Source organism: Streptomyces sp. NPDC001381 (assembly GCF_042895685.1).
Taxonomy (GTDB): Bacteria; Actinomycetota; Actinomycetes; order Streptomycetales; family Streptomycetaceae; genus Streptomyces.
In genome coordinates, this window is sequence record NZ_JBIAWO010000001.1 from 1,047,200 (window position 1) to 1,070,228 (window position 23,029).

Genomic DNA, 23,029 nt, shown 5'->3' on the forward strand with positions numbered 1-23,029 from the left:
GAGCCTCGATGACCACCGCAACCGACCGTCCGGGCCGCCGCTCGGAGGACCCGCTCGCCCGCCAGACCAAGAAGGCCGCGCAACTGCTCATCGCGTCGGCCCGGCACTCCTACGACCCGCGCGTGGACGTCAACTGGGACGAGCCGCTGGAGGAGGGCAAGTGGTTCCTCCCGGAGAAGCGGATCTCGCTGTACGGGACGGAGCTGTACGACTCGCTGAGCCTGGAGCAGAAGCTGCTGCTCAGCCGTGAGGAGCTGGCCTCGTCGCTGGCCGCGGGCGTGTGGACCGAGCACATCCTGCTGCACCTGGTGTCGCGCTACGCCTACAAGCGGGACATCACCAGCCCGCAGGTGCAGTTCGCGCTGACCGAGGTGGCGGACGAGGTGCGCCACATGATCATGTTCGCCCGGCTGGTGGAGAAGACCGGCACGGAGTTCTACCCGCTGAACCCCAAGACCCAGCGCAGCGGGCTGCTGCTGAAGACGTTCGCGCCGGTGCCCGCGCTGTGGGCGATGCTGCTGCTGACCGAGGAGTTCTTCGACCGCTTCCAGCGCGAACAGGCCGCCGACGAGACGGTGCAGCCGCTGGTGCGCACGGTGGCCCGGATCCACGTCGTGGAGGAGGCCCGGCACATCAGCTTCGCCCGCACCGAGCTGGAGCGGTTCGTTCCGACGCTGTCCCCGCGGCGCCTGGAGCTGCTGCGCAACTTCCTCGCCGCGGTGGTCAAGTCCATCCGCCGGGACCGCTACAACCCGCTGATGTACGAGCGGGCCGGCCTGGACCCGAAGGCGGCCGTGGAGGCGGGCCGCAACAACCCGATCAGCAAGGCCAACGGCGGCTACGGGGCCGAGCGGATCGCCCCCTACTACCAGTCGCTCGGTCTGATCGGCGGTCGCTCGGAGAAGGTGTGGCGTGAGGCCGGTTGGCTCAAGGACGCCTAGATACAAGGGAGTTGATTGTGGAGGATGACGGTTACGAGGGACCGGCCGTACTGGTCGTGGAGGGCCGGGCGGAGTTCACCCTCCGGGCCACGCTGACCGGCGGCTTCCAGCCGCTCGACGGCCGGTACCGCTGGTACGGACGCTTGGAGGCGCACGAGGAGCTGACCCGGCTGGTGGGCGACCGCAGCGCCGGCGTGGAGCTGCGCACGGCCGAGGGCCACGCGGCGGGCCGGATCACCGAGCCCGACCTGTGGAACCGGTACCGGATCGAGGGGACGAGCGTGCCCCCGTTCCGGGTTCCGTTCAGCATCGACGAAGTCGAACCGTAGAAAACACGCTCACCGTAAAACCGAACACCCAGACACGACGCAAAGAAACAAAAGCGATGGAGGCCCCCGGCCCATGTGCTTCGACGAAGACGCCGTTCCACCGGTACCGCAGATTCCGGATGCCGCGATCGAGAGCGGTTATCTGGAATTGACCGCGAAGGACGGCAACGTTTTCGCCGCTTTCTCCGCGGCCCCCGCCGGCGGCTCCGGAACGGCCGTCGTGATCCTTCCCGACGTCCGGGGCCTTTACGGGTTCTACACGGAGCTGGCCAAACGCTTCGCGGAGAACGGCGTAGGGGCGCTCGTCATCGACTACTACGGACGGACGGCAGGCGTCGGAAAGCGGGAGAAGGACTTCCCCTACGCCCAGCACATGGCCAAATTGAGCCCCCGCGAGCTCTACGCCGACCTGGCCGCGGGCGTCGCCCATCTGCGCTCGGACGAGGGCGGCGCCGCGCGCGCCGTCCTCACCGCCGGCTTCTGCATCGGCGGACGGCTCGCGGTGATGGCGGCGGCCGGGGGCCTCGACCTGGCCGGCGTGATCGGTTTCTACTGCTGGCCCGCGGACGGTCCGGACGGCTCCCCCGGACCGACCAGCCGGGCCTCGGACCTGGCCGCCCCGGTGCTGGCCCTGATGGCCGGGGACGACCCGGGCATCCCGGCCGCCCATGTGACGGCGTTCGAGGAGGCCCTGGCCGCGGCCGGCGTCGACCACGAGGTCGTCACCTACCCGGGCACCCCGCACAGCTTCTTCGACGCCCAGCGCGACGCGTACGCCGACGCCTCCGCGGACGCCTGGAACCGGGTGCTGCGCTTCACGGCCCGGGTCGGCGCCGCCTGACCCGCCCGACCCGCCCGACCTGCCGGGACGGGACCGACCGGAACACATACGTATGGATGGAATGAAAGTGCGTGTAACCTAGAAGGCCAGCTCAAGGCGGTCCGACCCGGGAAGTGTGAACATGCCCACGACTCGTACGAGAACACGTCTGACGCAGCGTGAGCGGTCCGACGGCACCATCGAGGAGCTGCTGCGCGCCGCTCGCACGCTGTTCGCCGAGCGGGGTTACAACGCGACGTCGCTGGATGCCGTCGTGGAGGCCGCCCATCTCACCAAGGGCGCCCTCTACCACCACTTCTCCGGCAAACAGCATCTCTTCCGGGCCGTGTACGAGCGCGAGCAGACCCGGCTGGCGCACATCGTCGCCCGCGCCTACCTCGACGCCGAGCCGGACTCCTGGGAGGCGGTGTACGTGGGGGCGAGGGCCTTCCTGGTGGAGGTTCTCGCCGCCGACGTCCAGCGCATCAACCTGCTCGACGCGCCGGGCGCGCTCGGCACGGAGGAGATGCGGGAGATCAACACGGGCTGCCTGAAGATGATGGAGGAAGGCGTCCGGCGGGCCGCGGAGACCGGCGACATCGCGCCGCACTCCGTCACCTCCCTGACCCATCTGCTCTACGGCGCCCTGTGCGAGACGGCCATGGCGGTGGCCCGCGCCGAGGACCAGCAGAAGGCCCTCGACGCGAGCCTCACCGAGCTGCGCCTCCTCTTCGACGCCCTGGCGGTGTCACCCCGCTAGGGCCTGTCCGTCACAGGGCCCGGCCGCCATCGCCTCCGCCAGGTCGGCCAGCGGCAGACAGGGCCGGACCAGCGCCTGTTCCGCCGCCTGGCTCAGCGCCCGCGGAGTGCGACGGCACAGCTCGATGATCCGGGACACGGCCGCCGGCTCGGCAGCCACCCGCCGCTCGCCGAGGATCCCGGCCAGCATGCGCTGGGCCTGCTGGGCGCTCAGCTCCCGCAGCCGTACGGCGCGCAACGCGCCGAGTCCGTGGAGGCGGCCGGCGTCGCGCGTGGTGACCAGCAGCGCCCCGGCCGACGGGCCCGGCAGCAGCGCCGCCAGCTGACCGGCCGTGGCGAGGTCGTCGAGCACCACGAGCACCCTCAGCTCCTTCAGGACGTTCCGCCCGAACCCCGCCAGGTCGCTCTCCCCGCGCGGCACGGTCACCCCGAGGCTGCGCAGCACGAACCGCAGCACGTCGTCCGCGGACGGAGCCGGATCCCGGCGCGACGCCCGGCCGCCCAGGAGCCGTTCGGCCTGGTCCCGGCCGGCCCCGGGCCGGCCCGGGGCGTACCCGCCGCCCGGTCCGCCGTCGGCGGTGCTGCCGTGCAGGGCCACGAAGATCTGGCCGTCCGGGAAGCGGTGGGCCACCCGGTGGGCCCACTGGACCGCGAGAGCCGTCTTGCCGATACCGGGCGGCCCCTCGATCACACGGGTGAGCGGCCGGCCGTCGTCCGCCGTGACGAACCCGTCCAGCACCGCCAGCTCCTGCTCCCGGCCCACGCAGCGGATGCCCCGCGGCAGCTGGCGCGGCACGGTCGGTGCCGCGTCGGCGGCCGGCTTCGCGGGAGCGACCTCCGGGTCGCCGCGCAGGATGCGGGCGTGCAGCTCCCGTGTCTGGGGAGCCGGGTCCACACCCAGCCGGTCGGCGAGCCGGCGGCGCAGGGCGTCGTAGGCCTCGACGGCCTCGGCGCGGCGTCCCGAGCGGTGGAGCGCCGTCATCAGGTTGCGGATGACCAGCTCGTTGTCCGCGTGCTGGTCGGCGAGCGAGTGCAGCTCGTCGAGCAGCCCGAGATGGTCGCCCAGGCGCAGTTCGGCCTCATGGCACTCCACGAGGGCCGAAACCCGCTCCCGTTCGAGCAGCCGCCGGGTCCGCTCGGCCCACTCGCCCCTGAGCCCGCCGAGCGCCCTGCCCTGCCAGGCGCCGAGCGCCTCCCGGAACAGCCGCACGGCCGTGCGGGTGTCCGCCGTGCCCCGGGCGTCCGCCACCATCCGGCGGAATCGGCGCAGGTCGACGCAGTCGGGCTCCACCTCCAGGGTGTAACCGCCGTTGCGGCGGCGCAGTGTCGCCCCCGGTGCGCCCGCGCTGTTGTCCAGCGCGCCGCGCAGCCGGGATATGTAGGAATGAATCATGTTCCGCGCCGACTGGGGCGGGTCCGCGCCCCACGCCCAGTCGATGAGTTCGTCGGGCATGACGACTTCATTTGCACTTACCGCGAGCATCGCAAAGATGCAACGCTGTCTTGCCTGCCCGAGTTCCACCGGGCTTTCCCCCTTGGCCCGGTACTCCACAGGTCCCAACAACTGAACAAGAACCACGCTGCCACTCCCCCGGGTGTGCGCTGTCTCTGATCGTTGCGCCCCGAAGCGGTCGACTTCGTACTGACGAACGAACATCGTCAGTATGGGGCATTTCTTGATTTTCACTGAACGCCGTCCACAGTGCCCGTCAAACGCGCCCATGAAGGCATCAAGGTTTTCGTCACAGGGCCCGTCGAGGCTGTTGCCACCACCACGACCTCGCCTGCGGGAGCTGCTGTGACGCGCACGTCGTCCGACACTTGCACGGAGAAGTACGGGCACCACCACCGCTGGGCCCTGGTGCTCGCCGAGCGCGAGCGTCTGCTGCGCCTGGCCACCGGCCGGCTGGGCCGTACGGCGGATGCCGAGGACTGCGTCCAGGAGGCCATGATCCGCGCGGCCACCTTCGAGGCGCTGGACGAGTCCCGGGTCGCCGCCCTCCTCACCACCATCACGCTGCGTCTGTGCGTGGACCACCAGCGCGGCACCCAGCGGGACCGCCGGCTGGCCGGCCGGGCCCACCTGCTGCACCGCACCGATCCGGACACCGGTTCGGAGGTGGAGTACCGCACCTGCGAACGGGCCGCGGGCGCCTGGCTGCTGACCCAGCTGCCCGCCCTGGGCCGCCGGGAGCGCGATGTGCTGCTCGCCCGGGCGCGCGGTCTGAGCACCGCCGAGACGGCGAACGCCCTGCAGATCACGTACAAGTCGGCGGAGAGCGCCTTCACCCGGGCCCGCAGCCGGCTGCGCAGCGTGTACCACGAGGAGATGGCCCGCTGAACGAGAAGGATCCCGCCCGATCGAACCGATCGGACGGGATCCCGTCACTGTGGAGCTAAGGAGAATTGAACTCCTGACCTCCTGCATGCCATGCAGGCGCTCTACCAACTGAGCTATAGCCCCTGGCTCCACGCGGCCGGAGCCGTGTGGTGTTCCGTCCCGCTCGGCGGGGCGAACAAGAAGAACTTTAGCCTGCGACCTGCCAGAAAGTGAAATCCGGGTCCCCGGCCCGCCGCGGACCGCTCAGTCGTCGTCGCCGAGCACCGGCTCCGGCAGGGTGCCGGCGTTGTGCTCGAGCAGCCGCCAGCCGCGGGCGCCCTCGCCCAGGACGGACCAGCAGCAGTTGGAGAGCCCGCCGAGGCTCTCCCAGTTGTGCGCCTCCAGGCCGAGGAGACGGCCGATCGTGGTGCGGATCGTGCCGCCGTGACTGACGACGACGAGCGTGCCGTCCTCCGGGAGCTTCTCGGCGTGCCGCAGCACGACGGGCGCGGCACGGTCGGCGACCTCGGTCTCCAGTTCGCCGCCACCGCGGCGGACCGGCTCGCCGCGCTTCCACGCCGTGTACTCCGCGCCGTACCGGGCGAGGATCTCCTCGTGGGTCAGCCCCTGCCACACGCCCGCGTAGGTCTCGCGCAGCGCCTCGTCGTGGGTGATCTCCAGGCCGGTGAGCGCGGCCAGCTCGGCGGCCGTGTTCGCGGCGCGGGAGAGGTCGGAGGCGACGATCGCGTCGGGCCGGAGGGAGGCGAGCAGCCGGGCGGCCCGGCGGGCCTGGGCCACACCGGTCTCGGTCAGCTCGACGTCCGTGGTGCCCTGGAAGCGGCGCTCCACGTTCCACGCGGTCTGGCCGTGCCGCCACAGGATGACCCGGCGGCCCCGGCCCGGCCGGCGCTCCGCGGGCTGCGCGGGGGCACTCAACGCAGCTCCCCGAACCCGGCGGTGTCGTCCTCCTCGGCCCGCAGCTTGGCGTACTCGGCGGCCTTGCCCCGGGTGGCCCTGGCGTCCTCGGGCAGCTCCAGCTCGGGGCAGTCCTTCCACAGCCGCTCCAGGGCGTAGAAGACACGCTCCTCGCTGTGCTGGACGTGGACGACGATGTCGACGTAGTCGAGCAGGACCCAGCGGGCCTCGCGGTCGCCCTCGCGGCGGACCGGCTTGGCGCCGAGCTCCTTGAGGAGCCGCTCCTCGATCTCGTCGACGATCGACTTGACCTGGCGGTCGTTGGGAGCGGAGGCCAGCAGGAAGGCGTCCGTGATCGACAGCACGTCGCTGACGTCGTAGGCGATGATGTCGTGCGCGAGCTTGTCGGCGGCCGCCTGGGCGGCGGTGTTGATGAGCTCGATGGAGCGGTCGGTGGCGGTCACTGCGTGGCTTTCCGTCGGCGGTCGTTTGCCCTCAAGGGTCTCACGGACCGCCGACAGCACCCCACGTGATAAAGCGATCGCCGGGCCGGAGCGTGCTCCGGCTACGACGACGAGGGCGCGTAGTCCTGGCCCAGCACCACCGCCACGTCCGCGCTCGCGGAGACCTTGCCCTTCTTCACGGTGCTGGTGGGCAGGCCCAGCGTCTTGGCGACCTCGGTGGCGTTCTCCTTGTCGGCGGCGTCCGCGTACAGCACCTGCGAGGTGGCCTGCGTGGCCGTGGCCGTGCCGCCGTCGAGGAAGGTGAAACCGCCGTTGAGGAGGACCACGCGCGCGTCCTCGGTGTCCGACTTGGTGCCGCCTGCGTTGCGGACGGAGACGCTGACGGCCGCGTCCTTGTCGGGGCTCTTGGCGGTGCCGCCGAGGACGTCCTTGACGACACTGGCGCTGTCCTCGGCGCTGAGCGTGCCGTCGGCCTGGACCGGCAGCAGGGCGGTCTTGTAGTCGCCGCCCTTGGCGAGGTCGGAGAGCTTGGCGAGGAAGGTGCCGAGGTCCTTGTCGGTGAGGGAGGGGTCCAGGATCTGCGCCAGCGTCTGCACGGTGGTCGTCGCCGCCGTCGGGTCGGAGGAGATCTTGCGCAGCACGCCCTGCATGACCTGGCCGAACCGCTCCAGCTGGGCGTTCTGGGCCTCGCCGGAGGCGCGGTAGGTGGCGTAGGCGACGGCCATCTTGCCGCTCAGGGTCTGGCCCTCGCCCTTGTGGACGAGGGGGGCCTCGCCCTTCTTCTTGGCGGACGGGTCGGGGACGTCGGCGTCGGTGTCGATCTCGATGTTGCCGACGAGGTCGACGAGGTTCTGCAGATACGGGGTGTCCAGGCGCCAGGTGCCCTCGATGTCGGTGCCGAGGACGGTGTCCAGGGCGTCCCGGGTGCCGGCGGAACCGTCGTCGTCGACGGACTTGGCGAGGGTCGTCGTGGTGCCGTCCTCGTCGGTGAGGACGAGGGAGTTGGGCAGCAGGACGGTGGTGCCCTGCTCGGTGGTGGTGTTGTCGACGAGCAAGGCCGTGGCGGTGCCGCCGCCGGAGGTGTTGTGGAGGTGGACGACGACCACGTCGCGCTTCTGGGCGGCGCTCGCCGTGGTGGCGCCCGTCCTGGAGCCGGAGGAGGACGACGACAGGCCGGGCAGCTTCCCGGCGTACCAGAGGTAGCCGACGCCGCCGACCGCGACCAGGGCGAGGACCACGACGAGCGCGACGAGCCGGCTGCGGGCGCGGCGCTTGGCCTCCTCGCGGCGCTCGGTGCGGTTCTCGGTGAAGTTCAGCCAGTCGATGACGTCCTCGGAGTCGCCGTCGGGCTCCTCCACGAACGCGAACTGCTCGGTGTGGTAATCCCGTTGGGTCCGCTCGGGGGCCTCGGGACCGCCCCGGCCGCCGGTCTCGTCCTCGCCGGGGCCGGCCTGCTGCGGGATGTAGGCGGTCTGCTCGGCGGTGCGGGGCTGTTCGACGCGGGGCTGCTGCCCGCTGGTGGCGGTCTGCCCGTAGGGGTCGTAGGGGGCGGCGGCCGCGGGGCCGCCCTGGGCCGCATGGGTGCCGCCGGCGTACGGGTCGTAGCCGGTGTGCGCCTGGTGGCCGGTGTCGTACCCGGGGGTGGCCTGCTGCCGCCCGGTGTCGTACGGGTCGTAGGCGGGCGTCTGCTGCCCGCCGGTGGCGTACGGGTCGTAGCCGTAGCCCTGCCCGCCGTGCTGTTCCTGCTGCCCGTACGGGTCGTAGGCCTGCTGCTGGGGCAGCTGGGGGGACTGGACCTGCCGGTAGATGGGCTGCCCGTACTCGTCGTAGCCGACGAGCTCGTACTGGTCGGCCCCGTACTGGTCGGCCCCGTACCCCGCGTCGTATCGGTCGTTCACCGGTACCCCTCTCGGCTCACTCGCCGCGGTACAGCTCGCGCTTGTCGATGTAACGCACGACTCCGTCCGGCACCATGTACCAGATGGGGTCGCCCTTGGCGACTCTCGCGCGGCAGTCCGTCGAGGAGATGGCGAGCGCGGGAACCTCCACCAGGGAGACGCCGCCCTCCGGGAGACCGGGGTCCGTGAGGTGGTGGCCTGGCCGGGTGACCCCGATGAAGTGCGCCAGGGAGAACAACTCCTCGCTGTCCCGCCAGGTCAGGATCTGGCCGAGGGCGTCGGCACCGGTGATGAAGAACAGGTCGGTGTCCGGGTTGAGGGCCCGCAGGTCCCGCAGGGTGTCCACGGTGTAGGTGGGCCCGCCGCGGTCGATGTCGATGCGGCTGACCGAGAACTGGGGGTTCTCGGCGGTCGCGATGACCGTCATCAGGTAGCGGTCCTCGGCCGGGGAGACCCTTCGGTGGCTCTTCTGCCAGGGCTCACCGGTCGGGACGAAAACGACCTCGTCCAGGCGGAACTGCGCGGCGACCTCGCTGGCCGCCACGAGGTGTCCGTGGTGGATCGGATCGAACGTCCCGCCCATGACACCCAGGCGGCGCTTGCCCGGGTTCGACCGGCCGGTAGGCATGTCCTGCTCTCCCATGCGTGCAGACCCTACCGGCCCGTCCTGAGGAACCCGTCCGGCCGATGCCCGAAGCGCCCCGGTATGAACACGGAGTGCCTCAGCGGTCGCGGTTGAAGCGGGTGGTGACCCACAGCAGGAGCAGCAGGATGAGGAACGCGCTGCCGCCGGTGATCAGCGGGTTCAGGCTCTCGTGGTTGCCACCGTGCTCCTCGCCCTCGGCGGCGAGGGTGACCAGCTGGGCAGCGGCGCTGTGAAGGCTCATCTTCGGCAGGACCTATCCGATGGAGGTCCCCCCGCTCGAGCGGAGTCGAGAGTGGGGGAGGGCGGGATAAAGATGTCGGCCCATGGTAAGCGGGCGGCTCGGCGGCGATCACGCCGACTCCGCCATCGGGAACCTTCCCGCCGGCTCAGTCGTCCTTCCGCTTGTAGCCCCGCAGCAGGAACCACGCGGTGAGCACACAGCCCAGGACCATCACGATCAGTACGACACGGAGCAGATTCCCCGCCCCCTGCTGTCGGGCGGCCTCGGTCAGCCAGGCGGCGGCTGCGGGGTGGTGCTCCATGGCGCGGGACTCCTTCGGTGTGGTGCCCGTCCACGGTAACTCCGCCTAGGCTGGGCTCTGCTTCGGGGGCGCAAAGGGCCGCACAAGGGTCCGCAAAGGGCGGGCCGCACCACCGAGAGCCACACAGACGCACATGGGGGAGTACATGTCCGACGACGGCCGCCAGAACAACGGCTCCGAGAACGTGCCGAGCAGGCAGCGCAGGCGGTTCCCCGGGATCTCCTCGCGTGCGTACGAGCACCCCGCCGACCGCTCCGCCCTGGTGGCGCTGCGCAAGCTGAGCGGTTTCGACACGGTGTTCAAGGCGCTCAGCGGGCTGCTGCCCGAGCGGAGCCTCAGGCTGCTGTTCCTGTCCGACTCGGTGCGGGTCTCCGACCAGCAGTTCACGCACCTCAACGACATGTTGCGGGACGCCTGCTACATCCTGGACCTGGAGAAGGTCCCGCCGATGTACGTCAACCAGGACCCGCAGCCGAACGCGATGTGCATCGGCCTGGACGAGCCGATCATCGTGGTCACCACCGGGCTCGTCGAGCTGCTCGACGAGGAGGAGATGCGGGCCGTCATCGGCCACGAGGTGGGCCACGCCCTGTCCGGGCACGCCCTGTACCGCACGATCCTGCTGTTCCTGACCAACCTCGCCGTCCGGGTCGCCTGGATCCCGCTGGGCAGCATCGCGATCATGGCGATCGTGACGGCGCTGCGCGAGTGGTTCCGCAAGTCGGAGCTGTCCGCCGACCGCGCCGGCCTGCTCGCCGGGCAGGACCTGCGGGCCTCGATGCGCGGTCTGATGAAGCTCGCGGGCGGCAACCACCTGCACGAGATGAACGTGGACGCGTTCCTCCAGCAGGCGGACGAGTACGAGGCGGGGGGCGACCTGCGCGACTCCGTGCTGAAGATCCTGAACGTCCTGCCCCGCACCCACCCCTTCGCCACGGTCCGGGCGGCGGAGCTGAAGAAGTGGGCCGAGTCCCGCGACTACCAGCGGATCATGGACGGTCACTACCCGCGGCGCGACGAGGACAAGGACACCTCGGTCTCGGACTCCTTCCGCGAGTCCGCCGCCCACTACGCGACGAGCGTCAAGAGCTCCAAGGACCCGCTGATGAAGCTGGTCACCGACATAGCCGGCGGGGCCGGCGGCCTGGGCGGCCGGGTCCGGCGCGGCTTCGACGGCTTCACCAGCTCGCCTTCCTCGGACACGCCCACGGACGGCTCCCCGGGGAACGGCTCGGACGAGACCCCGCCGCGGTCCGAGGACTGACGGCCCCCGCGGCCCGAGACCTGACGGCCTCCCCCGCGGTCCGGCACCTGGCGGCCTCCCCCGCGGTCCGGCACCTGGCGGCTCCCGCGCGCGTCCCTCGCCCGCCTCACACCTTCGGCTGGGCGCTGGTCGCCAGTGAGCCGCACAGGGCCGTCGCGCTCCCCGTGGCGTAGGGGTCGGTGCCGGCCGGGGCGCCCGCCTTGGCGGTCTGGCCGGCCAGGAGCGGCCGCAGATGGTTGGTGGAGTCCTCGGCGCAGGAGAGCGGGCCCGCCTGGACGTAGGCCACGATCAGCTGCGTCTGGTGGGTGCGCAGGTCGGCGCGGTCGAAGCGGAAGTGCAGTTCGCGGCGGACGGTGAACAGGGAGGCCGGCGACTTCGCCTCGGCGCCGGCCGGCCGCAGGGCGTACACGAAGGTGTGGTCCGCGGTGACCTCCAGGGTGGAGGAGTCGGTCTCGGCGGCCGTCAGGGTGCCCTGGACCCGGACGCTGCGGTCGGCCAGCTCGGCCTGGGAGGGGTCGAAGCGCACCAGCCAGCCGGTGGGCGCGTGCCGGCCGTCGGCGGCCGGGTGGCTGAAGCTCTCGTCGAACTGGTCGAGCTGCGCGGCGTCGATCAGCCCGCGCACCGGCTGCACCTTCTGCCCGGTGAGCACCTCCGGGTAGAGGGAGGAGCGCACGAGGTACTCCTTGGCGGTGGTCAGGGCGGTGACGACCTGGCTGTCGGAGAAGTGCGCGGTGCTCCGGGAGGCCGGCAGCGGGATCCCCTCGGCGCCGATGCGGAACTGCGCGGCGGGGCTGTGCTCGAACAGCGCCTCGACGTCGGCGGTACCGGGCACGGCGCCCTGGGGGGCGAGCGGGATGACGGTCATCCGCAGGGGCTCGACGGGCCGGCGCGTCACGGAGTTCTGGTAGGGGTTGCGGACGCCCATGAAGATGGCGGTGCCGAAGGCCAGGGCGATCAGCAGGACCAGGATCAGCGCCTGCCGGGACAGGCCCCGGCGCAGGGGCGGACGGCGGCGCACGGCGGGCGCATGGTCGGCCATGCGCTCCTGGGCCGAGTACTCCTGAAGGCGGGCAGCACGGACGAACGATTCGTCGAAGACGACGGATCGGTACTCGTCCTCTCCACCTCCGGAAGCGCCCTCGGGTGTCCCCTCCGGTGGGTCTCCAGGCCCGGCCATACTTTCAGAGTAGGTCGCGCGGAGCCCGGGTAAACGCCCCGCTGCGCGACAACTTCTGACAGGTTCTCACCAGGTTCGACGCACCGGACGGACCCCGTGCGGACCCCGTGCGGACCCCGTGCGGCCCCTGCCCGGCCCCTGTCCTCAGGGGGTGCGGGGAACCGCCGGGACGGGTGACGGGGAGTGCTCGGCGGTCGCGGAGGGCGGTGCGGCGCTCCCCTGCTCCAGTCCGCTGGTGGCGGGCGGCGGCACCTGGTCCCGGCTGCTCGAGGAGGCGCCCCGGTAGACCGCGGCGAAGGCCAGCGCGACCATGCCGACGCCCATGACGACGGCGAGCATCCAGGCGACGGGGCGGTGCCAGCGGACCTGTCTGCCGTAGGGCCCGGTGGCGTAGCGCCCGTCCGGGTCGTCGGAGTCGTCCAGCTCGTCGGCCTCGGGATCGTGGCCGAAATCTCCGGGGCCGAACACGTCGTCGTAGCGGTCGCCGCGGGCGCGGGACCGGCGGGCCTCGGCCTCGGCTCTCGCCTCGGCGGCGGCCAGGAGGCGTTCGACGGCGGTCGGCTCGTGCACCACGGCCGCCCGTACGAAGGCCTCGTCGAAGACCACGGAGGCGAACTCTTCGTCCGACACCCCGCGGTCGTGGTCGTCGTCGGGCTCCCAGCCGTCAGGGAACGGCGTGCCCCCCACGTCCTCCGGCACGGATCCAGAGTAGACCTGGGGGGTCAATTTGGGCAGACGGTACGGAAATTCATCCACCAGATGAGACGCCCCTCACGTGGCGCGCGCCCAGACCGGACGCGCTTGCCAGGCGCATATGCGCGCCCTCCGTGAAGGGGTCGATCAGCGCCGTACGTGCCCGTCACCGGTGACGATGTACTTGGTGCTGGTCAGCTCCGGCAGGCCCATGGGGCCGCGGGCGTGCAGCTTCTGGGTGGAGATGCCGATCTCCGCGCCGAAGCCGAACTGGCCGCCGTCGGTGAAGCGGGTGGAGGCGTTCACGGCGACCGTGGTGGAGTCCACCAGCTGGGTGAAGCGGCGGGCGGCCTGCTGGGAGGTGGTGACGATCGCCTCGGTGTGGCCGGAGGTCCACAGCCGGATGTGCTCCACGGCCTTGTCGAGCGAGTCGACGACCGCCGCCGCGATGTCGTAGGAGAGGTACTCGGTCTCCCAGTCCTCGGCCGTGGCCTCCACGACGGTCGCCTTGGAGTCCTTGGCGTACGCCATGACCCGCTCGTCGGCGTGGACGGTGACGCCGGCCTCGGCGAGGGCGTCCAGGGCCCGGGGCAGGAACTCGGGGGCGATGTCCTGGTGGACCAGGAGGGTCTCGGCGGCGTTGCAGACGCTGACCCGCTGGGCCTTGGAGTTGATCAGGATGTCGATCGCCATGTCGAGGTCGGCGTGGGCGTCGACGTAGACATGGCAGTTGCCGGTGCCGGTCTCGATCACCGGAACGGTGGACTCGGAGACGACCGTCTGGATCAGCGAGGCGCCGCCGCGCGGGATCAGCACGTCGACCAGGCCGCGGGCGCGCATCAGCTCGCGCACGCTCTCCCGGCTCTCGCCCGGCACCAGCTGCACGGCGTCGGCGGGCAGCCCGGCGCCGCCGACCGCGTCCCGGATCACCCGGACCAGGGCGCTGTTCGACTCGTAGGCGGAGCCGGAGCCACGCAGCAGGACCGCGTTGCCGGACTTCAGGCACAGGGCCGCGGCGTCCACCGTCACGTTCGGGCGGGCCTCGTAGATGATGCCGACGACGCCGAGCGGGACGCGGACCTGGCGCAGGTCGATGCCGTTGGGCAGGGTGGACCCGCGGACGACCTCGCCGACCGGGTCGGGGAGCGCGACGACGTCCCGCACGTCGGAGGCGATGGCGCGCACCCGCTCCGGGGTGAGGGTGAGCCGGTCGACGATCGCCTCGCTGGTGCCGGCCTCCCGGGCCTTGGCGATGTCCCGGGCGTTGGCCTCGACGATCTCGCTCGTGCGGACCTCCAGCGCGTCCGCGATGGCGAGGAGCGCGTCGTCCTTGGCGGCCCGGGGCAGCGGCGCGAGGTCGGCGGCGGCCGCCTTGGCGCGGTAGGCGGCCTGGGTGACCGGGGACATGGAGTCGTACGGCGAGAGCGTGGTCATACGGGAAGGGTAGTGCGCCGGGCGGGGCCGTCCACGCTTCATCCCACACCCCGAGACACCCGGCGAGACGCGCTCAACGGGTCAAAAAGGATGCACGCCCACCGGTGTCGCCGGCGCCGGGCCGTACCCCTCGGCGATGCGCTGGTGGTAGGTCTGGCGGTCGATGACCTCGAGGCCGACGATCTCCCAGGGCGGCAGCCCGGCCGTCTGGCGGTGCTCGCCCCACAGCCGCAGGGCGACGGCGGCCGCGTCATGCAGGTCGCGGGCCTCCTCCCAGTACCGGATCTCCGCGTGGTCGGGGGCGTATCTGCTGGTCAGGAGGAAGGGGTGGTCGTGGGCGAGCTGTTCCAGGGCGCGCCGGACCTCCTTGAGCGGAGCCTCCTCGCCGGAGACGCTCAGGGTGACGTGCCACAGCCGGGGCGCGTCCGCGGGGCGTACGCTCCCCCCTTCGCGCTCCTCGGCGCGGTACCGCTCCCCCGCCGCCACGCTCGTCAGGGCCCGCTCCTCACCGGGCGCCCTCGAGGGCGCCGCGCCGGCCCCGCCGTCCAGGCCGGCGCTCGTACTCCCACGGGCCGCCGCCACCCCAGGGCGCACTCGTCTCACGACGGCCTCCTTTACGCAGCGCTCGTGCGGAACGTGTCCCGCGGGTTCGTGTCACTGAGACAAAGTTGAGCAGGCCGCACGGCTCCTTGGGGCGGTTTCACGGAACGTCCCCCACCGGTACGGACCGTTCGAGACCCTCGGGAGACAGCCGTTCGACGGCCTCAGGGGTGCAGGATCACCAGGTCGTCGCGGTGGACGACCTCCCGCTCGTACTCCGCGCCCAGTTCGCGCGCCAGTTCGCGGGTGGACCGCCCGATCAGCCGGGGGATCTCCTTGGCGTCGAAGTTGACGAGGCCGCGGGCCACCGCGTGCCCGGAGGTGTCGCGCAGCTCGACGGGGTCGCCCGCGCTGAAGTCTCCCTCGACGCCGGCGATCCCGGCCGGCAGCAGCGAGGTGCGCCGCTCGACGACCGCGCGCACCGCGCCGTCGTCCAGGGTCAGCGAGCCCTGCGGGGTCGAGGCGTGCTGCAACCACAGCAGCCGGTCGGCGGAGCGCTTGCCGGTGGGGTGGAAGTAGGTGCCCGTGTCGCCGCCGGCGAGCGCGTCGGCGGCGTGGACGGCGCTGGTGAGCACCACCGGGATGCCGGCCGCGGCCGCGATCCGGGCGGCCTCGACCTTGGTGACCATGCCGCCGGTGCCCACGCCGGCCTTGCCGGCGCTGCCGATCTCGACGTGCGCGAGGTCCCCGGGGCCGCGCACCTGCGCGATCCGTGAGGTGCCCGGCTTGCCGGGGTCGCCGTCGTAGACGCCGTCCACGTCGGAGAGCAGGACGAGCAGGTCGGCGTGGACGAGGTGGGCGACGAGGGCGGCGAGCCGGTCGTTGTCGCCGAAGCGGATCTCGTCGGTGGCGACGGTGTCGTTCTCGTTGACGACGGGGAAGGCGCCCATGGCGAGCAGCTTGTCGAGGGTGCGCGAGGCGTTGCGGTGGTGGGCCCGGCGGCTCATGTCGTCACTGGTGAGCAGCACCTGGCCGACGCGGACGCCGTAGCGGGCGAAGGAGGCGGTGTAGCGGGCGACGAGCAGGCCCTGGCCGACGCTGGCGGCGGCCTGCTGACGGGCCAGGTCCTTGGGGCGGCGGCGCAGACCCAGCGGTGCGAGACCGGCGGCGATGGCGCCGGAGGAGACGAGAACAATCTCACGTTCTCCGCCGCTGCGGCTCTTGGCGAGGACGTCGACGAGCGCGTCGACGCGGTCGGCGTCCAGGCCGCCGGAGGCGGTGGTCAGCGACGAGGAGCCCACCTTGACGACGATCCGGCGGGCCTCGCCCACCGCCTGCCTTGCCCCTGCCACCTTGTTCTTCGTCCCCTCGCGCAGCTAGCCGACTCCTCTGGCAATCTACGCGAACGCCCCTCGGACCGCGCGCGAGTTCCACTCCCCGGACGGGCACCTCCCGTAACCGTTTGCTCACGCTTTGCGTACGGCAAAAAGGTTGCGCCGGTTCCATATGGAATCTGAAGGGATTACAAATTTATTTTGAAGTTTGTGTCACCTACAGTTCGCCCTGTGAAGCGCATACTCCTCAGGTCGGGGAAGAGCCCCTTCGACGTGGTCCCCGTCGAGGAAGCCCTCCACCGCGATGTTTTCGCCACCAACGCCGGCAATCTGATCTTCAGCGACGCGGCCCACAAGATCCTCACCGTGCCCGGCAGCACGGAGGTCGTGTCCAACGGCATCGCGACGCAGACCAACGCCGCCGCCCGGATCAACGAGGAGTACGACGCGTTCGTCGTGCCGCTGGCCAACGCCTTCCGGCCGACGTTCGAGGGCCCGCTCAAGCGGCTGACGCAGCTCATCTCGAAGCTGAAGATCCCCGTGGTGGTGCTCGGCGTCGGCGCGCAGGCAGGCCTGGACAACGACCCGGCGCGGCTGAAGGCCATGGAGCCCACCGTGCGGGCGTTCGTCTCCGCGGTCCTGGACCGCAGCGCCTCCATCGGCGTCCGCGGCGAGTTCACCGCGAAGTACCTCACCGACATGGGCTTCTCGGACGTCGAGATCATCGGCTGCCCGTCGCTGTTCATGCACGGCGACACGCTCACGGTGGAGAAGCGGGCGGCGTCGCTCACCCGCGATTCGAAGATCTCGACCAACGGCTCGCACACCGCGGTGCGCGGAGGCCTGAACAAGATCATCGCTCGTGCCCACCAGCACTACCCGAACCTGCGGTACATAGGACAGAACCTCACCGACGCCCGCCAGCTGTACTGGCGCGACGTCGACTCCCCGGCGGGCCGGATCCGGGAGATGCCGACCCACCCCGACCACCCGATGTACCGGGAGGACAAGGTCCGGGTGTACATCGACCCGGTCACCTGGATCGAGGACCTCAAGGAGTACGACTACTCGTTCGGCTCGCGCATCCACGGCAACATCGCGGCGCTGCTGGCGGGCACGCCGGCCACCGTGCTGGCCTTCGACTCGCGCACACTGGAGCTGTGCCGGTACTTCGAGATCCCGCACCGCCTGCTCAGCGAGGTGCCCGACGACCTCGACCCGGCCGAGCTGTACGAGGAGGCCGACTTCGGCGCCCTGACCGGCAACCACCGCGAGCGGTTCGACCGGTTCACCTCGTTCCTGGACAAGAACGGGCTGGAGAACACCTTCACCCACGGCGACGGCGGCGCGGCCTTCGAGGAGAAGCTGCGAAAGCTCGACTTCCCGGCGGGCGTGCGCCCCTGGAACGACGCGGACCTCGCCTCGCTGACGAGCCGGTTCGGCTGGCTGCAGCAGCGCATCACCGAACTGGACACCACCAACGCGCAGTTGAAGCGGGAGCTGGCGAAGTCCCGGGTGGCGGGGGCGAAGGCGGCCGCCAAGGCCGTCGCGGCCGTGCCGGCGCCCTCGATCTACCGCCGTGCGCGACGCGTGGTGGGCGCCCCGCTGCGCCGGGCGCTGAAGCCGTCGAAGTAACACCGGCGCGTATACGAACGGCCCGGTCCCCTCTCCGGGGCCGGGCCTTCCGGCTCTTACGGACCCGTGCGGACACCCGGGGTCTCACACCCGCCGGGTCGCACGCGTCCGCTCAGTCCGTCCTGCCGCGCGGTCGGGTCACGCGCTTCTTCAGCCCCCGCAGCTTGCGCCGCACCTTGCGGGTGGCACCGCGCAGGAAGGTCTCGGCCGGGGTCTGGCGCCAGCCCGGGTAGGCCTTGGCCTCACGCGGTTCGGCGAGGTAGACGCGGTCGGGCACGCGGGCCTTGCGTGAACGGTAGCCCGGGTAGGCGAGGTAGAGCTGGGTGCCGCCCTTCTTCAGGACGGGTCTGGGCTCGCTCTTGGCCTTCATGAACTCCAGGACCTCCACCAGAAGGTCCGGACGCTCCATGGCCACCAGGTGCAGCCGTACCCGCTCGTGGACCTTGAGGCGCTGCGCGACGCCCTCGTTCCAGTACGCGTCCATCAGCGGCTTGGCCAGCTCGAACTTGGTGCGCCTGATCTCCTCGTCCTGCCGGAGGAAGACCGGTCCGAACTGCGGGAGCAGCGTGACGAGGAAGGGGCGGACCATGAGCACGTCCCGCTTGGGACCGGGCGGGAGCATCCGCTCCAGCAGGCCCATCAGGGCGCGCGCGGAGTCGAAGCGCAGCTTGTAACTGCCGCTCTTGGTCACGTGCTTGCCGTCGTCGCGGCCCACCAGGTAATAGCAGGTGTAGTCGGCGACTATGGAGACGCCGTCGGCCCGCAGATAGGCCTCCATGGTGAACAGCGCGTCCTCGCCGGTCCACAGGGACTCGTCGAAACGCATGCCGTGGCGCTCCAGGAAGGCCCGGCGGAACAGCTTCTGCGCGCTCAGCGTGAACTTGATGTTGGAGGAGAACACGTCCGTACGGTCGCGGTTCTTCCCCCACATCGACTTGGGCGCGTTGCGGTTGACGCCCTCGACCTTGCCGAGCACGACGTCCGTGCCGTTGCGGTCGGCCATCGCGACCATCCGCTCCAGCGCCTCGGCGCCGAGCCGGTCGTCGGCGTCGAGGAAGAACACGTACCGGCCGGTGGCCTTGGTCAGGCCCACGTTGCGCGGGCCGCTGGGGCCGCCCGAGTTCTCCTGGCGGATCACGGTCACCGCCATGGGGGCCCGGGCGGCGAACTCCTCCAGGTAGTCCCCCGTGCCGTCCTGGGAGCCGTCGTCGACGGCGACGACCTCGATCCGCGCCGGGTCCAGCGTCTGTGCCTCGACCGATGCCAGGCACTCGATCAGGTACGGCATCGCTTCGTACGCCCCGATGACCACCGTGACGTCAGGCTGCGCAAGCGTCACTTTTCCCTCTCATCACGCAACGGTTCCCCCTAGTCAACTCTTCAGATACTCGGTAGACGGTTGACCCGTTGAACAGGTTGCTCCCTCCCGGACACGTGTTCCAGCTCACAGAATGCCCGAAAGGCCCGGTCCCCGGAGAGCGTCTCCGGGGGCCGGGCCTTTCGACATACGGGCGTCAGCCGGCCGTAACACCATGGGTCAGTTCCGCGCCCCCGCCGGTCCCGCCGTCGGTCGCGCCCTCCGCCGCGGCGGCCCGGGACTCCTGGCCGACGTTGCGCGCCTCGGCCTTGAGGGCCAGGTTGGCGATCGCGGTGTTGAACTGGTCGAGGGAGGTCGGCTCGTCGGGGCCGAGCAGGTACTCCTTGAGCTCCTTGCGGTCCTCGGCCAGCGCGTCGGCTGCCGGGTCGCGCACCGCGTCGAGCAGCTGGTCCAGCTCGGCGGCGCTGTTGCTGAGGATGACGGCCGCGCGCACCGCCGTGTTCTGCCGCCTGAACTCCTCCGCCCCCAGCTCGGCGGAGTCCGTGACCGCGTACGGCTTGCCGCTCGCGATGAAGTCGGAGACCACGCTGGAGATGTCGGAGACCATCGCCTCGGAGGCGTTGAAGCAGTCGTACAGGCGCGGTTCGGCGCCGGTGATCACCCGGTGCTCGAAGTCGGGGAAGGTCCGCCAGTAGGCGGCGTTCCACTCGGCGCGCAGCCGGGCGGCCTCCTCGTGCTTGCGCATGTCGACGATGCCGTCGCGGCTGGTCACCGCTTCGTCGGCCTTCTCGTCGAAGGAGAGCGAGAGGTCGTCCAGACGGGCCTTGAGGCGGGTCAGGTCGGCCTTGGCCCTGGTCTGCGCGGCCGCGTCGGCCGTGAAGCGGGAGTCGGCGGCGCGCTGCTCCGCGGCCTTCTTGATCAGGGCCGTGATCCGGCGGTGCGCGGCCCCGGCCTGGGCGCTGCGGGTGCCGGTGAACGGGTGCGGCTTGTACAGGACGCGGACCGGGGGCTCGGCGGCGACCAGCTTCTTCACGATGTTCTCGCCGGCCAGCAGGATCGAGGTGTTGCCCGGGTTGTCGTCCCAGCCCTCCCAGGTGGGGGCGTACAGGATCGTCGGGATGCGGTCCTGCGGAGCGCCCTTCCACGTCTCGATCGGCGCGAGCTGCGGGCGGCCGACCTCCACGATGTCCTCGTCGCGGATGCCGACGTCGGCGATGGCGTAGCGGTCGCGGCCGGCCCGGCCGGCGGTCCACACCTCGTCGTACACCTTGCTGAACGGGTTGACGCTGGCGAGCTTGTCGCTGTCGCCGTGACCGATGAAGACGTGCTTCATGGTGGGCACGCGCAGCATGTGGATGTTCTTGCCGACGTTCGCGGCGTACAGCGTGACCCGCACCATGGAGAGGTCCATGTTCATCAGGTGCACCCCCCCGGGCACGCAGATGACGGGGACCGTGGTGGGCGCCATCCGCTCCAGGACGGCACGCTCACGCAGGATGATCAGGGGCCGGGAGTCCAGCTGCTCCATGGTCTCCAGCCACATGTTGACCTGGTAGGCGGAGTCCTTGGAGCCGGAGAAGTACAGGACCGTCTCCGGGCGGTACTCGCGCAGCCAGGCGCTGACCGTGGCCAGGACCTTGTCGGGCTTCGGCGGCAGCCGGCGGGCGCGCAGGTGCGGCACCAGCAGGGCCACGTACAGCGCGCCGAGGACCAGGGTGACGCCGACGCCCACGTAACCGGCGAGGTCGGTGCCGGTGAGCGCGCAGACGAGCAGGCCGACGGTGGCCGCGAGGTCCAGGTGGAGCATCTTCTGCCCGGCCCTGGTGAGCAGGCGGCGCGGCGGGGCGTCCGGGATGGTCAGCCGGGAGGCCAGGTCGACGTTGCGGGTCACGACCGGCATCTGGCGGCGCTTGCCGATCAGGGTGACCAGGGCGCCGTGCGGGGCCTGGAGGCCGAAGAAGATCGTGAAGCAGGCGATCGCCGCGTAGAAGACCGGCTCCTCCGAGAGGCCGAGCCGGGCCAGCAGCAGGATGAGCAGCAGCTCGCGGACCAGGAACCGCGTGGACAGGCCGGCCCTCACCTTGTTCAGCAGGTTGATGAGGTAGGTGCCCTTGCGATGGAGATAGAGGTCCGCCAGGTACGTCACGGCGGCCGCGGCGGCGAAGGCGGGGGTGCTCGGGACGAGCGCGGCCAGCATGAGGCAGGGGTAGCCCAGCATCATGAGGACCGCCGCGGCCAGTTCGGCCGCGCTGCCCACTCGGGCCACGCGAATGGCAGTGGATATCACGGAGAAACCTGCTCTGGGAGGGGTGCCGGTCATAGAAGCCTAAAAGTCCGGAAAATCCTTTGTGAAGGTTTCGGGAGTTTTACGGATTCAGGCCTCTGTGAATTCTCCGTAAACAGGGAGCCACAGAGGCCTGAAATTCAATGGCTATTTGCGGGAGATTATGCCACGCCGTCCTGCCGGTCGAGCACCGAGGCCAGGGCCTGCTCGAACCCGGTGGCCTTGCCGGCCGCCGCCGTGGGGTCCTGCTGGCGGACGTCGATGACGTGCCCGGTCAGCTCGGAGAGCAGCACGTCCAGCGAGGTGCGGGCGACGGCCTCGGAGGAGAGCAGGGTGCCCGCGGGCTCCTGGCCGAAGGCCTTGGTACGCATGGGGGTGGCCGTGCGCTCCGGGTTCACGCAGTTCACCCGGATGCCGTCGCCGGCCCATTCGTCGGACAGGGCCTGGGTGAGGTTCACCATGGCGGCCTTGGTCGAGGAGTAGAGGCTGTACTCGGCGCGGCCACGGGTGTAGCTGCTGGAGGTGTACAGCAGCAACTGCCCCTTCGTCTCCGCGAGGTACTTGTAGGCCGAACGGGCGATCTGCACGGGCGCGAGGTAGTTCACCTTCAGCGCTTCCTCGATGGTCGCGTTGTCGGTCTCGGCCAGCTTGCCGATGCGCAGGACGCCCGCGGTGTTGACGACGTAGTCGATGCGCCCGGACTCGCTGTAGGCCTTCGACAGCGCGTCGTCGACCTCCTCCGGGTTCTCCACGTGCGTGCCGGTGGTGGAGCGGCCCAGGGCGTAGACCTTGGCGCCGTAGGACTCGGCGAGCTCGGCGATGTCCTTGCCGATGCCGTAGGAGCCGCCGAAGACGACGACGGTCTTGCCGGTCAGCAGCTCGCGGTAGACCTCCTCGCCGTTCTGCTCGGGCGCGGCGGTGGAGGCCAGCTGGAAGAGCTTGTCGGCGATGAAGACGTCGACCGGCTGAGTGACCTTCATGTTGTACTCGTCGCCGGCGACGACGTGGATCGGCACGTCCGGCAGGTACTTGAGCACGACGGTGCAGTCGTCCGTGGCCTGGAAGTTGGGGTCGCCGGCCGCCACCTCGTACGCGCGGCGGATCGTGGACAGCTTGAAGGCCTGCGGGGTCTGGCCGCGGCGCAGCCGGGAGCGGTCCGGGATCTCGGTGATGAACTCGCCGTCCTCGCCGTGCGTCCGGGTGACGATGATGGTGTCGGCGGACGGGATGGCGACGTCGACGGCCTGGTAACGCTCCAGCGCCGCCACGCAGTCGTCGATGACGCGCTGCGAGAGCAGCGGGCGCACGGCGTCGTGGAAGAGGACGTTGACGTCCTCGCCCTCGGCCAGGCCCTCACCCAGGGCGGCGATGGCGCGCTCGGTGGTCTCGTTCCGGGTGGAGCCGCCCTCGATGATCCGGGAGACCTTCTTGAACCCGGCCTTGGCGACGATCTTCTCGATGTCGGGCACATAGCCCGGCGCCATCAGCACGATGACGTCGTCGACGGAGTCCGCCTTCTCGAAGGTGGTCAGGGTGTGCTCTATGACGGCCTTGCCTGCGATCTTCAGCAGCTGCTTGGGGATCGACAGACCCACGCGCTGACCGGTACCGCCGGCCAGGATCACTGCGGTCGTACGGGGCTTGGCTATGTGCTGGGACACCAGAAGACCTACCTTGGGGCGACAGGGAACGGGGAAATGGTCCCACTTGCGGTTA

The 23,029-nt window shown here is 70.9% G+C and carries 22 protein-coding genes and 1 tRNA gene; 7 read left to right on the plus strand and 16 right to left on the minus strand.

Going from position 1 to position 23,029, the window contains the following annotated elements; genetic code table 11:
- Window positions 1–8 precede the first annotated feature (8 nt).
- The 4 genes from ACFY2L_RS04640 (at window position 9) to ACFY2L_RS04655 (ending at window position 2,850) form a co-directional block, all read left to right on the plus strand.
- The gene (locus ACFY2L_RS04640; RefSeq protein ID WP_390821473.1) at window positions 9–941 is read left to right on the plus strand and encodes a diiron oxygenase; all 933 of its coding nucleotides are present in this window, start codon (window positions 9–11) and stop codon (window positions 939–941) included.
- 17 nt (window positions 942–958) lie between these two features.
- Window positions 959–1,270 carry a DUF4873 domain-containing protein gene (locus tag ACFY2L_RS04645; RefSeq protein WP_390655324.1) on the plus strand — a complete coding sequence of 104 codons (312 nt, stop codon included), beginning with the start codon at window positions 959–961 and terminating at the stop codon, window positions 1,268–1,270.
- A gap of 73 nt (window positions 1,271–1,343) precedes the next feature.
- Window positions 1,344–2,111, plus strand: a complete 768-nt coding sequence (locus tag ACFY2L_RS04650) for a dienelactone hydrolase family protein (RefSeq protein ID WP_390655323.1) — start codon at window positions 1,344–1,346, stop codon at window positions 2,109–2,111.
- A gap of 121 nt (window positions 2,112–2,232) precedes the next feature.
- Window positions 2,233–2,850, plus strand: coding sequence for a TetR family transcriptional regulator (locus ACFY2L_RS04655; RefSeq protein WP_390655322.1), 618 nt, complete (start codon window positions 2,233–2,235; stop codon window positions 2,848–2,850).
- Here the strand turns inward: ACFY2L_RS04655 and ACFY2L_RS04660 are convergent.
- Entirely contained in the window at window positions 2,839–4,572 is a 1,734-nt protein-coding gene (locus tag ACFY2L_RS04660) for a BTAD domain-containing putative transcriptional regulator (protein WP_390821474.1), read from the minus strand. The two genes, ACFY2L_RS04655 and ACFY2L_RS04660, sit on opposite strands and share 12 nt — an antisense overlap.
- A 75-nt stretch (window positions 4,573–4,647) precedes the next feature.
- Between ACFY2L_RS04660 and ACFY2L_RS04665 the strand changes: the two genes are divergently transcribed.
- The gene (locus ACFY2L_RS04665; protein ID WP_390655321.1) at window positions 4,648–5,190 is read left to right on the plus strand and encodes an RNA polymerase sigma factor; all 543 of its coding nucleotides are present in this window, start codon (window positions 4,648–4,650) and stop codon (window positions 5,188–5,190) included.
- Window positions 5,191–5,240: 50 nt separating this feature from the next.
- On the opposite strand, the gene ACFY2L_RS04670 is transcribed toward ACFY2L_RS04665, so the two are convergent.
- The 7 genes from ACFY2L_RS04670 to ACFY2L_RS04700 all read right to left on the minus strand — a co-directional run bounded on the left by ACFY2L_RS04670 (window position 5,241) and on the right by ACFY2L_RS04700 (window position 9,634).
- A tRNA-Ala gene (locus ACFY2L_RS04670) sits at window positions 5,241–5,313 on the minus strand.
- 120 nt (window positions 5,314–5,433) lie between these two features.
- Window positions 5,434–6,105: a histidine phosphatase family protein gene (locus tag ACFY2L_RS04675; RefSeq protein ID WP_390821475.1), complete on the minus strand. Its 672-nt coding sequence runs from the start codon at window positions 6,103–6,105 to the stop codon at window positions 5,434–5,436.
- Window positions 6,102–6,548 carry a ribosome silencing factor gene (rsfS, locus tag ACFY2L_RS04680; RefSeq protein ID WP_390655319.1) on the minus strand — a complete coding sequence of 149 codons (447 nt, stop codon included), beginning with the start codon at window positions 6,546–6,548 and terminating at the stop codon, window positions 6,102–6,104. Before rsfS ends, ACFY2L_RS04675 begins: the two co-directional genes overlap by 4 nt.
- A gap of 101 nt (window positions 6,549–6,649) precedes the next feature.
- Window positions 6,650–8,446 carry an LCP family protein gene (locus ACFY2L_RS04685; RefSeq protein WP_390821476.1) on the minus strand — a complete coding sequence of 599 codons (1,797 nt, stop codon included), beginning with the start codon at window positions 8,444–8,446 and terminating at the stop codon, window positions 6,650–6,652.
- A 16-nt stretch (window positions 8,447–8,462) separates the two neighbouring features.
- Window positions 8,463–9,089: a nicotinate-nucleotide adenylyltransferase gene (nadD, locus tag ACFY2L_RS04690; RefSeq protein ID WP_390655317.1), complete on the minus strand. Its 627-nt coding sequence runs from the start codon at window positions 9,087–9,089 to the stop codon at window positions 8,463–8,465.
- A gap of 79 nt (window positions 9,090–9,168) precedes the next feature.
- Window positions 9,169–9,333 carry a hypothetical protein gene (locus ACFY2L_RS04695; RefSeq protein ID WP_390655316.1) on the minus strand — a complete coding sequence of 55 codons (165 nt, stop codon included), beginning with the start codon at window positions 9,331–9,333 and terminating at the stop codon, window positions 9,169–9,171.
- A gap of 145 nt (window positions 9,334–9,478) precedes the next feature.
- Window positions 9,479–9,634 carry a hypothetical protein gene (locus tag ACFY2L_RS04700; RefSeq protein ID WP_390655315.1) on the minus strand — a complete coding sequence of 52 codons (156 nt, stop codon included), beginning with the start codon at window positions 9,632–9,634 and terminating at the stop codon, window positions 9,479–9,481.
- A gap of 145 nt (window positions 9,635–9,779) precedes the next feature.
- Here ACFY2L_RS04700 and ACFY2L_RS04705 point away from each other — a divergent pair, with 145 nt between their 5' ends.
- Window positions 9,780–10,898, plus strand: coding sequence for a M48 family metallopeptidase (locus ACFY2L_RS04705; protein ID WP_390821700.1), 1,119 nt, complete (start codon window positions 9,780–9,782; stop codon window positions 10,896–10,898).
- A 106-nt stretch (window positions 10,899–11,004) separates the two neighbouring features.
- On the opposite strand, the gene ACFY2L_RS04710 is transcribed toward ACFY2L_RS04705, so the two are convergent.
- The 5 genes from ACFY2L_RS04710 to proB all read right to left on the minus strand — a co-directional run bounded on the left by ACFY2L_RS04710 (window position 11,005) and on the right by proB (window position 16,073).
- Window positions 11,005–12,075 (minus strand): hypothetical protein, encoded by a 1,071-nt coding sequence (locus ACFY2L_RS04710; protein ID WP_390655314.1) that lies wholly within the window; start codon window positions 12,073–12,075, stop codon window positions 11,005–11,007.
- 144 nt (window positions 12,076–12,219) lie between these two features.
- Entirely contained in the window at window positions 12,220–12,801 is a 582-nt protein-coding gene (locus ACFY2L_RS04715) for a hypothetical protein (protein WP_390655313.1), read from the minus strand.
- A 114-nt stretch (window positions 12,802–12,915) separates the two neighbouring features.
- Complete coding sequence (locus ACFY2L_RS04720) at window positions 12,916–14,202, minus strand: glutamate-5-semialdehyde dehydrogenase (protein ID WP_390655312.1); 1,287 nt, start codon at window positions 14,200–14,202, stop codon at window positions 12,916–12,918.
- An 81-nt stretch (window positions 14,203–14,283) separates the two neighbouring features.
- The gene (locus tag ACFY2L_RS04725; RefSeq protein ID WP_390655310.1) at window positions 14,284–14,805 is read right to left on the minus strand and encodes a hypothetical protein; all 522 of its coding nucleotides are present in this window, start codon (window positions 14,803–14,805) and stop codon (window positions 14,284–14,286) included.
- A gap of 161 nt (window positions 14,806–14,966) precedes the next feature.
- On the minus strand, window positions 14,967–16,073 hold the full coding sequence (proB, locus tag ACFY2L_RS04730; RefSeq protein ID WP_390656169.1) for a glutamate 5-kinase: 1,107 nt from the start codon (window positions 16,071–16,073) through the stop codon (window positions 14,967–14,969).
- A 234-nt stretch (window positions 16,074–16,307) separates the two neighbouring features.
- Between proB and ACFY2L_RS04735 the strand changes: the two genes are divergently transcribed.
- The gene (locus tag ACFY2L_RS04735; RefSeq protein ID WP_390655309.1) at window positions 16,308–17,711 is read left to right on the plus strand and encodes a polysaccharide pyruvyl transferase family protein; all 1,404 of its coding nucleotides are present in this window, start codon (window positions 16,308–16,310) and stop codon (window positions 17,709–17,711) included.
- A 112-nt stretch (window positions 17,712–17,823) separates the two neighbouring features.
- Here the strand turns inward: ACFY2L_RS04735 and ACFY2L_RS04740 are convergent, their stop codons facing one another.
- From ACFY2L_RS04740 to ACFY2L_RS04750, 3 genes are all read right to left on the minus strand, one after another.
- Window positions 17,824–19,050, minus strand: a complete 1,227-nt coding sequence (locus ACFY2L_RS04740) for a glycosyltransferase family 2 protein (RefSeq protein WP_390655307.1) — start codon at window positions 19,048–19,050, stop codon at window positions 17,824–17,826.
- A gap of 175 nt (window positions 19,051–19,225) precedes the next feature.
- The gene (locus ACFY2L_RS04745) at window positions 19,226–21,286 is read right to left on the minus strand and encodes a hypothetical protein (protein WP_390821701.1); all 2,061 of its coding nucleotides are present in this window, start codon (window positions 21,284–21,286) and stop codon (window positions 19,226–19,228) included.
- Window positions 21,287–21,474: 188 nt separating this feature from the next.
- A complete protein-coding gene (locus ACFY2L_RS04750) occupies window positions 21,475–22,974 on the minus strand; it encodes an SDR family NAD(P)-dependent oxidoreductase (RefSeq protein ID WP_390655305.1) in 1,500 nt (499 codons plus the stop codon).
- Between the last annotated feature and the right edge of the window lie 55 nt (window positions 22,975–23,029).